General features: G+C 58.3%; 9 protein-coding genes and 1 pseudogene. 5 read left to right on the forward strand and 5 right to left on the reverse strand.

Annotation, left to right across the window (positions count from 1 at the left end):
- From ACTG4M_RS10695 to ACTG4M_RS10705, 3 genes and pseudogenes are all read left to right on the forward strand, one after another.
- A pseudogene (locus ACTG4M_RS10695) lies at positions 1-179 on the forward strand (isoprenylcysteine carboxylmethyltransferase family protein); the annotation flags it as partial.
- Positions 180-315: 136 nt separating this feature from the next.
- Positions 316-1893, forward strand: coding sequence for a Re/Si-specific NAD(P)(+) transhydrogenase subunit alpha (locus ACTG4M_RS10700; RefSeq protein ID WP_439123646.1), 1578 nt, complete (start codon positions 316-318; stop codon positions 1891-1893).
- A 12-nt stretch (positions 1894-1905) separates the two neighbouring features.
- Positions 1906-3426, forward strand: a complete 1521-nt coding sequence (locus tag ACTG4M_RS10705) for an NAD(P)(+) transhydrogenase (Re/Si-specific) subunit beta (protein WP_439123647.1) — start codon at positions 1906-1908, stop codon at positions 3424-3426.
- A gap of 53 nt (positions 3427-3479) precedes the next feature.
- On the opposite strand, the gene ACTG4M_RS10710 is transcribed toward ACTG4M_RS10705, so the two are convergent.
- Entirely contained in the window at positions 3480-4016 is a 537-nt protein-coding gene (locus ACTG4M_RS10710) for a flavodoxin domain-containing protein (RefSeq protein WP_439123648.1), read from the reverse strand.
- A gap of 288 nt (positions 4017-4304) precedes the next feature.
- On the opposite strand from ACTG4M_RS10710, the gene ACTG4M_RS10715 reads away from it, so the two are divergent.
- Positions 4305-5603, forward strand: coding sequence for a DUF3422 family protein (locus ACTG4M_RS10715; RefSeq protein ID WP_439123649.1), 1299 nt, complete (start codon positions 4305-4307; stop codon positions 5601-5603).
- A 27-nt stretch (positions 5604-5630) separates the two neighbouring features.
- Here ACTG4M_RS10715 and ACTG4M_RS10720 read toward each other — a convergent pair whose 3' ends face one another.
- Positions 5631-7178 (reverse strand): Ppx/GppA family phosphatase, encoded by a 1548-nt coding sequence (locus tag ACTG4M_RS10720; RefSeq protein ID WP_439123650.1) that lies wholly within the window; start codon positions 7176-7178, stop codon positions 5631-5633.
- Between the two features lie 187 nt (positions 7179-7365).
- On the opposite strand from ACTG4M_RS10720, the gene ACTG4M_RS10725 reads away from it, so the two are divergent.
- Positions 7366-8283: a ketopantoate reductase family protein gene (locus ACTG4M_RS10725; RefSeq protein WP_439123651.1), complete on the forward strand. Its 918-nt coding sequence runs from the start codon at positions 7366-7368 to the stop codon at positions 8281-8283.
- Between the two features lie 6 nt (positions 8284-8289).
- Here ACTG4M_RS10725 and ACTG4M_RS10730 read toward each other — a convergent pair whose 3' ends face one another.
- From ACTG4M_RS10730 to ACTG4M_RS10740, 3 genes are all read right to left on the reverse strand, one after another.
- Positions 8290-10464 carry an RNA degradosome polyphosphate kinase gene (locus ACTG4M_RS10730; protein WP_439123652.1) on the reverse strand — a complete coding sequence of 725 codons (2175 nt, stop codon included), beginning with the start codon at positions 10462-10464 and terminating at the stop codon, positions 8290-8292.
- A 67-nt stretch (positions 10465-10531) separates the two neighbouring features.
- Positions 10532-11227, reverse strand: a complete 696-nt coding sequence (locus ACTG4M_RS10735; RefSeq protein WP_439123653.1) for a chromosomal replication initiator DnaA — start codon at positions 11225-11227, stop codon at positions 10532-10534.
- A complete protein-coding gene (locus tag ACTG4M_RS10740) occupies positions 11228-12295 on the reverse strand; it encodes an AI-2E family transporter (RefSeq protein ID WP_439123654.1) in 1068 nt (355 codons plus the stop codon).
- Positions 12296-12397: the final 102 nt, after the last annotated feature.

Raw genomic sequence — 12397 nt, forward strand, 5'->3', positions numbered from 1 at the left:
ATTCGCTGATCCTCACTGGAATGATCCTCTATTGGGATGGGGTGTTATCGCTCCCATTGATCCCGGTCTTTGTCTGGTGGATCGAGAAACACTTCGTTCTGGCCGAAGAAAAACGTCTGCGGCGAAATTTTCGTGCGGATTTTGCACGATACGAGAAACAAACGCGACGTTGGCTCTAGCCGACAGGGCGCATCTGTTCTAGATGAGCGTTTCGCGGGTGGGCAGCATTGTGCGCTTTAGGTCAGCATTGTAGACCCATCGCCGGAAAACATGCCGCAACGGCACTTCGGAACGAAGCAAAGGGGGACGGCTCAGGTGAAAATCGGGACGCCAAAAGAAGTGATGAAGGGTGAGGCACGCGTTGCCATGACCCCGGATTCCGCCCGCCAGCTGCAAAAGCTGGGGTATGACTGCATCATCGAGAGTGGGGCAGGTGACGCCGCAGGCTACAATGACGATACCTATAAAGAGGCTGGCGTTGAGGTTGTTAAAACCGCCGCCGCGCTTTGGAAAGCGGCAGATGTGGTTGCCAAGGTGCGCCCCCCGACCGACGCTGAACTGAAAAAGTCGCGCGACGGTCAGTTGCTGATCTCGTTCTTCTATCCGGCTCAGAACGAAAAGCTGATGCAGCAGGCTGCCGATCAGGGCACTTCTGTCATTGCCATGGATATGGTGCCGCGTATTTCACGCGCCCAGAAGATGGACGCGCTGTCGTCGATGGCGAATATCGCGGGCTACCGCGCGGTCATCGAAGCAGGTAACAATTTTGGCCGTTTCTTCACCGGTCAGATCACCGCCGCGGGCAAGGTGCCCCCGGCCAAGGTGCTGGTTGTCGGTGCCGGTGTGGCGGGTCTTGCCGCCATCGGTACATCGACATCGCTGGGCGCGATCACCTACGCGTTCGACGTGCGCCCCGAAGTGGCGGAGCAGGTTGAATCGATGGGCGCAGAGTTCGTCTTCCTCGACTTTGAGGAAGAACAGCAGGATGGCGCTTCGACCGGTGGTTATGCTTCTGTTTCGTCGCCGGAATTCGCGGCAGCGCAGCTTGCCAAGTTTCGCGAATTGGCACCCGACATCGACATCGTGATCACCACCGCGTTGATCCCAAACCGCGAAGCGCCAGAGCTTTGGACCAAAGACATGGTCGAAAGCATGAAGCCGGGTTCGGTTATTGTGGATCTTGCCGCTGAAAAGGGCGGCAACTGCAAAATGACTGTGATGGATGAAAAGATCGTCACCGAAAACGGTGTCACGATCATCGGCTACACAGACTTCCCGTCGCGTATGGCCACCCAGTCGTCGAACCTTTACGCGACCAACATCCGTCACATGATGACCGACCTCACCCCCGAGAAAGACGGGCAGGTCGTACAAAACATGGAAGACGACGTGATCCGTGGCGCAACCATCGCGCATGAAAAGGCCGTGACCTTCCCGCCGCCCCCGCCAAAGGTTCAGGCGATCGCGGCCAAACCAAAGGAAAAGGTCAAGGAACTGACAGCCGAAGAAAAACGCGAACAAGAAGTGGCCGCGTTCAAGGCGCAGACCAAACAGCAGGTTACACTGGTGGGTGTGGGTGCAGCGTTGGTTCTGGGCGTTGGTCTTATCCCGGGCATGCCGGCAAGCTTTATGCAGCACTTTATCGTGTTTGTTTTGTCCGTCTTTATCGGCTTCCAGGTCATCTGGAACGTGGCACATTCGCTGCACACGCCGCTGATGGCCGTCACCAACGCGATCTCTTCGATCATTATTCTGGGCGCTTTGATCCAGATCGGATCGTCGAGTCTGCTAATTACGCTGCTTGCCGCGCTTGGCATCTTCATGGCCTCCGTCAACATCTTCGGCGGCTTCCTCGTGACACGGCGCATGCTCGCCATGTTCCAGAAATCTTAAGGGGCAGGGTAAATGGAAAACGCATTCACCATCGCGGCCTATGTGGTCGCTGGCATCCTCTTCATCCTGTCGCTGGGCGGTCTGTCCGGTCAAGAAAGCGCCAAACGCGCCGTCTGGTACGGTATTGCAGGTATGGCAATTGCGGTTGTCGCCACGCTGATTGGCCCAGGTGCCGGCCTTGGCATCGTCTCGATCATCCTGATCGCTTTGGGTGCTGCTGTTGGCTATCAGCTCGCCACCAAGGTCGAGATGACGCAAATGCCCGAGCTTGTGGCCATCATGCACTCGCTCGTGGGTCTGGCCGCTGTGTTCGTGGGCTTTAACGCCGACATCATGATCAATTACATCGGCAACATCTACGACGCGCAAGGACTTGTCATGGGCGTTGTTGGCGATGATGGTGTCACCGCAATTGGCCTGCCGAAAGAGGCATATGACAGCCTGTCCACATTTGGTCAGCTGATCGCCAAGAAATCCTCGGTTGAGATTGGTATCCTGCGCGTTGAACTGGTGCTGGGCATCTGGATCGGTGCGGTCACCTTCACTGGCTCTGTCATCGCCTATGCCAAGCTGGCAGGCGGCGATAGCAAGCTTCCGGTTGAAATCGATACATCGGCCAAGCAACTGCCCGGCGGGCATATGCTGAACGCAGCCGCAGCTGGTTTGTCGATCATCTTTGCCATCATGTATCTGAGTGGTGCAGGCAGCTGGACGCTGATCCTTCTGACACTGCTGGCGCTGTTCATTGGCTACCACCTGATCATGGGCATTGGCGGCGCGGACATGCCGGTCGTCGTTTCCATGCTCAACAGCTATTCTGGTTGGGCGGCGGCAGCGATTGGTTTCAGCCTCGGCAACGACCTTCTGATTGTGGTTGGTGCGCTGGTTGGCTCCTCTGGTGCGATCCTGTCCTACATCATGTGTAAAGCCATGAACCGCAGCTTTGTGTCCGTCATTCTCGGCGGCTGGGGCGGCGCGAAGGCTGGCGAACAGATGGCTGTTGAAGGTGAACAGGTCGCAATCGACGCCGATGGCGTGGCAAACGCGCTGGAAGAGGCGGACAGCATCGTGATCATCCCGGGCTACGGGATGGCCGTGGCACAGGCCCAGCAGGGTGTGGCCGAGCTGACCAAGCGTCTGCGCGCTAAGGGCAAGGAAGTGCGCTTTGCGATCCACCCGGTTGCTGGTCGTCTGCCTGGCCACATGAACGTGCTTCTGGCCGAAGCCAAAGTGCCTTACGATATCGTGCTTGAGATGGACGAGATCAACGACGACTTCTCGGATACGGATGTCGCCATCGTCATCGGCTCGAACGACATCGTGAACCCCGCTGCACAGGACGATCCGAACAGCCCCATCGCCGGTATGCCGGTTTTGGAATGCTGGAAGGCCAAGCAGGTCTTTGTGTCCAAGCGTGGGCAGGGCACCGGCTATTCCGGTATCGAGAACCCGCTGTTCTTCAAAGACAACACGCGGATGTTCTATGGCGATGCGAAGGCCAGCCTAGACACGCTGCTGAACAAGATCAGCTAAGCGATCAAGACATAGTCAAATTGAAAGCCCCGCATCCCTGATGCGGGGCTTTTTTATGCCGCCAGTCGGGCGATCCAACCGTCCACCTGCGCCTCCAGATCACTCCAGTCGGTGTATTCCTTATCCCAATCCAGATCGGCGTCAGGGTCTTTTGCCGCAACGATCCGACGCATGACAAAGCGGCGAAACACATCGTATTGCGACGGCACATAAGCTCCGGCCACTTGCGCGACCTGTCCAGGTGTCCATTCCGTTGCTTCAGTGAAGTCCGACAAGATGGTTTCGAGCCCGCGCCAGTCCTCTGCGTCATGCCCGGCTGCGGCCAAGGAGACTGAAACCAACAGAGATGGTATCGCGTTTAATGCATCCGCTGCGTCAAATGCGAACTCCGACAGTTCTTTCTGATAATGTCCTACATGTACCGATCCGGCCAGAACCGCTGCATCGAACCGGGACAGATCAATGGTCCCTGCATCGGCCAGTGCGGTCACTTCAACGCTTTGCCCGTGATCGACAAGCCTGTCCGCGATATGGCGGGCGATCTTGCGGGTTTGCCCCTCTGACGTTGCATAGCCAATGAACAATTTCATGATCCATTCCTTTGCTGCCGAAGTGTCACAGCAGGCCAGCCCTGCCGAACCTGCTTCATCATAGCCGATGGGGCAGGTTCGTGCGTTGACCCACCGCAAAAACCGTTTCAGATCATTGAACTGGCAGGATTTTCGCAATTGCCCTTTCAGTGAGCGACCCGCACAGAGCATTGGCGTAGACCGCAATGCATACTGTTGGATACTGGTAAAATACTGAAATGTCAGGAAATTTCCTTTACTTGCCAAAATGACAGGCCTAAGTCTTGGCGAAATCTGAAAGACCGACCCATGCCTCCGATCGAAGACCATCCCCTGCGCTACGCCCTCTCGAACGAGCTGCATGCCCGTCCGTTTCCGTCGCTCGAAGCGCCGTGTCGCGCTGTGTATCTTGCGCTGAAAAAGCCTAAGGCCGCCGCCGCACGCGACAAGACCGCTGATCTTGATCACCTCAAAGCGCTGTTGGACCGCTATGGCACAACGCATCCTCAACCGGGGGCCACGCATTTTTCCGGCCAGATCGGTCAGCACACGCTCAAATGGGAACAACACACCGAATTCGTGACATATACGGTGTTTCTTAACGGGATGTCCGACAGACCTTTTGACCCGGCAGATATGGATGTGTTCCCCGATAGCTGGTTGGCAGCGGCCCCCGGCGTGCGGATCACATCGGTTTTGATCCGGGTTGAAGAGCGGCCTGATGAGGCCAAGATTTCGCAAGACCTGGCCGATTGGTTCGTCCCTGAAAGTTTGGCCGTCAGTCGCGTGCTTGATGACGACGCCATTGTCGCGGGCGACTTCCGCATCGATCCGGCGGGCCATCTGCGCTTTGGCTGTTTCGTCAGCCCCGGTATTGGTCGCCGCCGCGTAGGCCGGATCGTACAACGCTTGTGCGAAATCGAGACGTACAAAACCATGTCGATGCTCGGCTTCACCCGCGTGCGCGAAATGGGCCCGCGGATGGGTGAGATCGACAATGAACTCAACCGCTTGATGGCTGCGATGACTCAAGGCGACGGCCAGGAAGAAGACCGCCTGAAAGCCTTGCTCGCGGTGTCGGCGGAACTTGAAAGCCTGTCGGCGCAGACCTCGTTCCGATTTGGGGCCACAGGGGCTTATGAGGCGATTGTTGAACAGCGCGTCACGGTGTTGCGAGAAGAACGGTTTGACGGGCGTCAGACCTTTGCAGAATTCATGACCCGCCGCTATGACCCGGCCATGCGCACGGTGAAGTCAGCCGAGGCCCGTCTATCCGCGATGGCGGCACGGGCGGTGCGTGCTGGTGACTTGCTACGCACACGGGTAGAGGTTGCGCGGTCTGCGCAGAACCAGCAATTGCTCGAAAGCATGAACCAACGGGCCGACATGCAACTGCGGCTGCAAAAAACGGTCGAAGGTTTGTCGGTCGTTGCGATCAGCTACTACGCCGTGTCGCTGGCCGGATACCTTTTGTACCCATTGGCTGAATTGCTGGGGATTACCAAAGGCGCTGTGACCGCAGCGGCCACAATTCCGGTTGTCTTGCTGGTCTGGTTCGCCATTCGCCGCATCCGCCGCGTGGTAGAGCAGGGTGGTCCTGATCTTTGAACTGGGGGAAACCATCAAGCGAGTCTGCTAGCGCTTGATCACCACCTCCGTCTGCGCTCCGAGCGATGACGCCAGTGACGCAAGACGCGCCTCCGCCACCTCGCCATAAAGCGGCACAGACCCCTTGGTCAGCTTGAGCCGCAACAGCTTTTTGCGCGGCTTCCATTCCAATGCGGTGCCGTCTGCGCTGGCATCTGACATCCAGAGCATTGATCCAAACCGCAGCGCTTTGCCCAGCACCTCTGCCTCAAGCGTCTGTTTTTCGGACAGCAACCCCTCAAGATCCTCAAACCGTGTGCCCTCGCGCTTGTTCTTGTAGCGGTGCAGCAAGGCCAGCCCCAAAAACACCCGTTCCGAGTGTTTGAGCCCGCCCAGATTGGCACGGGTGGCGTTGTCGAAACAGGTCTCGGCGCGATAATCGGGATGGGCGCGCCAACTGACATCGTGCAGCAGGCACGCCGCCTTGATCAGCCGCATGCGTGCGGCGTCCGAGCCGGAAAACAGCGGGGTCACAAAGCGGAACAGTTTCTTGCCGAATCCCGGAAGGCGCGCGTCTTTGGCCTCGGCAAAGCGGCAGGCTTCAATCAATGGGTCGCGGTCACGCAGCTCTTGGGGCATCTGTTCGTAAAGCAGCCCTTCGCGGATGCCATAGCTTGAGATTGCGATATCCTTGGGTTTGAACGTCTGCACCAGCCGCTTGAGCACATCAACGGCGTAGGGCACCAATTCCATGCGCGCGTTGGATACGCCACAAGCTTGGCGCAGTTCCTCGAGGTTGCTGGATTTGATGAATTTGACGGTCTGGTTCACCGATTTCTTGTCCATCCGGTATTCGTGCAAAACATGCAGCGGATACCCCCGTCGGTACATGTCTATGCGGGCAATCGCGCGCCATGAGCCGCCGACAAGGAACAGACGGTCACGCTGTGGCCCCATATGGTCGCCCAGTTTGGCCATCACCGATTTGATATGCGCATCGCGGCCCTTCTGGCCGCCTTTCAGATCGCGCAGTTTCAGGGGGCCGAGATTGGAACTGATCCGCCGTCCGACACGGCCGTCCGACACTTCGGCCAATTCCATCGACGAGCCACCAATGTCGCACACAAGACCGTAGCTGCCCGGCCACCCCAATAGCACGCCCTGCGCCGATAACCGTGCCTCTTCCTCGCCGCCGATCACCCAGATCCGCAAGCCGGTTTCGCGCAGCACATCTTCACGGAAATCAGGCCCGTCCTCGGCCTCGCGCACAGCGGCGGTGGCCACGACGCTCAGCGGCGGAAGGTTCATGCCTTCGGCCAGCGCCTGAAACCGTTTGAGCGCCTGTAATGCCCGTTCGCGTCCTTCGGGGTTCAGCCGGCCTGTTTCCGACATGCCGGCTCCAAGAGCGCACATCAGTTTTTCGTTGTAAAAATAGGCGGGCGAGCGCGCCGCGCCGTCAAACACCACCAATCGGACAGAGTTTGAACCAATGTCGATGACCGCAACGCGCGACAAGGCTCGCGCCTTTGGATCATTGAACAGGGGATGGCCAAACGGGCCCATCGGGTCGTGTTCGGAGTCGGCGGTTCCGTCCATGGGGCCTCTCGGTCAAGGTCGCGGGCACCGTGTCAAAGCGGAACCGGAAGGTCAAGAATTGTTGGTGCGCGCTTTGGGCGTCGGTGCGCAAAACATATCTTGACCTCGGGGCAGTGAAAGCCTTTCGAACGAACTGTTTTTCGGTCATCCTGCCTGAGTTTCACGCAAGTATCAAAAGGACGGACAGATGCGCATTGCAACCATGGCCACCGGTGGGATCGGTGGGTTTCTCGCAGTCAAGCTGGCCAATGCCGGGCACAGCGTGGCGACCATTGCACGAGGCGCGCATTTGGACGCGATCCGTGCCAACGGTTTGTCGCTCGAGTCCGTGTCGGGGGTGGAACACGCAACCCCAGAGATTGCCACCGATACACCCGAAGAGGTGGGGCCAGTCGATGCCATCATCTTTGGGGTCAAAGGCGACGGTTTGGAAGCTGCGGCAAAAGCGTGCCTGCCAATGCTGGGACCAGATACCGTGGTGGTGCCGTTTCTAAATGGCGTCGAAGCGTCGGACCGTTTAACGGCCATCCTACCAGAGCACAACGTCGCAAACGGCGTGGCGCGAGTGTCGACCACGATCTCGGCGCCCGGAGTGATTAAGCAGACCGGGGAATTCAACTCGTTCATCTTCGCCGAACGCGACAGCCGCCGGTCTGATCGTATCACAGCATTGCGGGATGCGATCAATGCTGCCGGTTCTTCAGCGCCTGAAACGGATGATGTCGTCCGAGAGCTTTGGTCGAAATTTGTGCTGTTCTCCGGCCTCTCGGGGATCACTGCTGCAGGTCGGTGTACCATTGGGGAAGTGCGCGATACGCCAGAATTGACGGCCCTGTTCAAACGCGCGGTTTCAGAGACGGCAAATATCGGGCGGGCTTTGGGTGTTGCGCTAGACGCCGATATTGAGGATCAGATTTGGGCCAGCATGCAGGACTTCCCACATCACGGCCGCGCCTCGACGGCGATTGATCTGGAACATGGGCGCCCGCTTGAGATCGACTGGGTCTCAGGGGCTGTGGCGCGTCTGGCCGCCAGAGCGGGGATCGATGCGCCGGTCAACAGCGCTCTTTACGCGATCCTTTTGCCCCATAAACACGGGCGCTGAACCGCTTTATTCCTCGGTATGGGTCAGTTTGGGAACGTCAGAGGCACCCGCTGATCCACGTCCCGACAGCGATGGGTTCTCCATAAAGAACCGGTGGCAGTTGAACGCAAAGGCGCCTTCGTCCCATGTGGCGCGCACAAATGCGCCGTCCGGTTGCATGATCCAGCTTTGTGCCACATCGGCCAGGTTGGCTGCCATGATCTGGCTGACGATTTGCGCCTTTACCGTGGCATTGTCGATCTCGACCAGCGTTTCGACACGACGGGTCAGATTGCGGCCCATCCAATCGGCAGAGGACATGAACACGCGGGATTTCTTGTGTGGCAAGCCATAGCCGTTGCCGAAACAGATGATACGCGAATGCTCAAGGAACCGCCCGACGATGGATTTGACCCGGATGTTCTCGCTCAGGCCTTTTACACCGGGTCTAAGCCCGCTGATCCCACGGATCACGCAGTCGATCTTTACCCCGTCCTGGCTGGCGGCATAAAGCGCGTCGATCATGTCGGGTTCGATCAGCGAATTCATCTTGAGCCAGATTTGCGCCGGTTTGCCTGCGCGGGCATGTTCGGCCTCGGCGGCGATCATCTCGAGCATTTTGGGTTTGAGCGAATGTGGCGAGATGCTCAGGTTTTCCAGCCCGTCGGGCAAGGCATAGCCGGACAGATAGTTGAACACCTTGGTTGCATCGCGGCCCAAAGCTGCGTCGCACGTGAAAAAGCTCAGGTCAGTGTAAATTGTGGCCGTGATCGGGTGGTAATTGCCGGTCCCGTAATGGGTGTAGGTGACCAGCTTGTCGCCCTCGCGGCGCACCACGATTGAGATCTTGGCGTGGGTTTTCCAATCAAGAAAGCCATACACCACATGCGCGCCTGACCGTTCCAGACGGCGTGACTGACGGATGTTGGCTGCCTCGTCAAACCGGGCCTTGAGTTCGACCAAAGCGGTGACCGATTTGCCGTCCTCGGCTGCCTCGCACAGCGCTGCAACAATGGGGGATTGGCGCGAGGTGCGGTACAGCGTTTGTTTGATCGCCACCACATCCGGGTCGCGCGCGGCCTGTGCCAGAAAGCGCACAACCATATCGAAGGTCTCGTAGGGGTGGTGCAGCAGCATGTCTTTCTGCCTGATCGCGGCGAACATATCGCCATCGAAATCCTGCACGCGTTCCGGCACGCGCGGAGTAAAGCTGGGCCACAGCAGATCAGGGCGGCTGTCCAGGACCAGTTCCTTAAGATCAGCCGCGCCGATCATGCCGGTCAGTTCGATCACATCGTCGTCGCGTACGCGCAACTCGCGCATCACGGTTTCGCGCAACCCTTTCGTCGATCCGGCTGAGATGGTAAGTCGCACGACTTCGCCCCGCCGCCGCCGTTTCAGCGCAACTTCGAATTCGCGTACGAGGTCTTCCGCCTCGTCCTCGACCTCGATATCGCTGTCACGCAGCACCCGGAATCCGAAATGGTCACGAAGTTTGTAGCCCGGAAACAGACGGTCAAAATGCAAAAGCAGAAGGTCTTCAAGAAACAGAAACCGATCTTTTCCATGCTCTGAAGGTAGGGCGATGAACCGATCCACCTGGGCCGGGATCGGCAAAAGAGCTTGCAAGCCGGTCTTGTCTTTTCGCCGTTCCAATTGCAGCGCGAGGCAATAGCCGTTGTTGGCGATGAACGGGAACGGGTGCGCAGGATCGATTGCCAGCGGCGACAGAACCGGGAACACCTGATTCAGGAATACGTCTTCCAGAAAGGCCAAATCAGCGTCGGGGAGATCATCGCGCGACAGGATCGAAATACCTTCGGCTTCCATCTGTTGCCGCAGCTCAGCCAGTACGCGCTGTTGGGACGCCATCAATTTGCGCGCGTCTTCGTTGATCAGAACAAGCTGTTCGGCTGGGGTCAGCCCGTCATCGGCCGGTGTGACATTGCCAGCTTGTGCGAGTTCCCGCAGACCCGCGACACGAACGGTATAGAATTCATCCAGATTTGTGGCCGAGATCGACAGAAACCGCAGCCGTTCAAGCAGCGGCACACGTGGGTTTTCAGCCTCTTCCAACACACGCCAGTTGAAGCCCAGCCACGACATCTCGCGATTGAAGAACCGGCCCGGTCCGGACAGGTCTACATCGGGCAGTTCCCTTGGGTCGGGACGGGGGGCGTTCAGGAAGTCGGCGCTGTTCATTGGGGTCCCTTAAAGATGGCGCGTGACAGGTCTGTGACGCTGTCCAAATGAGCAGTGCCACAGGCTCCTAGTCTGACGCGCTTTCTTCACGGAATTCAAGGTCGGCCAAGGCTTTGCGCGCAAGTGTCCGTGTCACTCCTTTCGGAGTGCCCAGGGCTTCGGTGTCCAAATGGGCCACCACGGCACCTGCTGCCTCGAACGAGCGGGGCATCCAACGCACCAGATAAGGGATCACGTCGGCCATCGGGACGATTTGCCTGTCCGCAAACAGTTTGGCGAGAACCGCCGAGAGCAAAATGTCATCAGGTGCAGCCATTTTGGCGACAGTGGTGCCTGCCATGCGGCTGGCCAAGTCGGGTAGATGAATGTTCCACGAAGAGGGTGGGCGCGTGGCTGTAACAAGCATCGAATGGCCATTGGCCAGCACCAGATTGTGCAGGTGAAACAACGCCTCTTCGGCCTCGCGGTTGCCAGCAATGGTTTCCACGTCTTCGACGCAGACGGGCGCCTCGGCCAATACCGGGACATTTTCTCTGTGGACATCCTGCGCTGCGATCATTTGACCGCCGCTTTCGGTACACCATACGCGGCTCAGATGGGTCTTGCCCGATTGAGGCGGGCCGACCAGCACCAGCTTGGCATTGGGCCAGTTCGGCCAGGTGTCCACCAGCCCCAGCGCCACGGCGTTGCTTTGGGTGACGTAAAAGTCCCCGCGTCCCAGCGCTGGCCGCGCGGGAATGTCGAATTTCAATTGAAGAGACATTTATTCGGGGTCCTGATCACTCAACCCGCGATAAAGGCGGCTTTGAAGGTACTGATTGGCGGCAAAGCGGGCGACCACACCGATCGACGCCGCCACTGGCACCGCGACCAGCATGCCGACAAAGCCAAAGAGCGTGCCAAAGATAGACAATGCAAGGATCAGCCAGACCGGGTGCAAGCCCACTGAGGAGCCCACGAGTTTGGGGGTCAGCACATTGCCTTCGATCACTTGGCCCAATACGAACACGCCCGCAACCAGACCGATGGAAACCCAATCCCCCCAGAACTGGAACAGCGCCAGACCGATGGCCAGTGCGCCGCCAATCAGCGCGCCGAGATACGGAATAAACGTTACCAGGCCCGCGACAAACCCGACGACAAGCCCGAATTGCAGCCCCAGCGCCATCAGGGCCACGGCGTAGTATGTTCCAAGGATGATGCAGACCGTGCCCATGCCGCGGATGAAACTGGCCAAAGTGCGGTCAATATCGGCGGCCAGCTTGCGAATGGTGGGCGCATGATCACGCGGCAAAAGCTCGTCGATGCGGGCGACCATGTTGTCCCAGTCCAGTAGCAGATAGACGGCCACAACCGGCACGATCACAAAAAGCATCACGATATTGATGATGCCCGCCGCCGAGCTGAGAAGCGTATTGAGCAGTTCTCCACCGCGCGATTTGATCGTCTCGCCAATCGACACCAGCGATTGCCGCAACGGGCTTTCGGTGTCCATGATGTCAGGGAAGCGTTCAATCAGGAAATCACGAAGATTGGCGAACAGGGTGGGCGCCACATCAAAGAGGTCGAGTGCCTGATTGACGAGCGACGGAATCACCCACAAGAGCAGCAACACAAATGCGACGACCCCAACCACGGTGATGATCGCAGTGGCCATCACCCGGCTAGAACCCATCCGTTCAAGACGGTCTGCTACCGGATCAAGAAAATAGGCAATCGCGCCGCCCAGAACAAAGGGTAATAACACGTCGCCAAGGAACCACAGCACCACCGAAATGACGACCGCTGCGATGCCCCAGTATTTCAGCTGTTCCCGCGCGGGAAGTGCCATGCGATGCGCCTCAGTTAACTTGTTCTTACATCGCCTGTCCCGGGGAGGGTTTCAAGAGGCAGACGCCTTGGTTCGATACGTCAACGCATCGAGGCTATGGGT

This window comes from Marivita sp. (genome assembly GCF_965656765.1).
Lineage (GTDB): Bacteria > Pseudomonadota > Alphaproteobacteria > Rhodobacterales > Rhodobacteraceae > Marivita.

What these genes read in the sequence shown, in the direction of transcription:
- ACTG4M_RS10705 (WP_439123647.1), top strand. Translation starts at nt 1,906, where the DNA reads ATGGAAAACGCATTCACCATCGCGGCCTATGTGGTCGCTGGCATCCTC.
- ACTG4M_RS10710 (WP_439123648.1), bottom strand. Translation starts at nt 4,016, where the DNA reads ATGAAATTGTTCATTGGCTATGCAACGTCAGAGGGGCAAACCCGCAAG.
- ACTG4M_RS10715 (WP_439123649.1), top strand. Translation starts at nt 4,305, where the DNA reads ATGCCTCCGATCGAAGACCATCCCCTGCGCTACGCCCTCTCGAACGAG.
- ACTG4M_RS10720 (WP_439123650.1), bottom strand. Translation starts at nt 7,178, where the DNA reads ATGGACGGAACCGCCGACTCCGAACACGACCCGATGGGCCCGTTTGGC.
- ACTG4M_RS10725 (WP_439123651.1), top strand. Translation starts at nt 7,366, where the DNA reads ATGCGCATTGCAACCATGGCCACCGGTGGGATCGGTGGGTTTCTCGCA.
- ACTG4M_RS10730 (WP_439123652.1), bottom strand. Translation starts at nt 10,464, where the DNA reads ATGAACAGCGCCGACTTCCTGAACGCCCCCCGTCCCGACCCAAGGGAA.
- ACTG4M_RS10735 (WP_439123653.1), bottom strand. Translation starts at nt 11,227, where the DNA reads ATGTCTCTTCAATTGAAATTCGACATTCCCGCGCGGCCAGCGCTGGGA.
- ACTG4M_RS10740 (WP_439123654.1), bottom strand. Translation starts at nt 12,295, where the DNA reads ATGGCACTTCCCGCGCGGGAACAGCTGAAATACTGGGGCATCGCAGCG.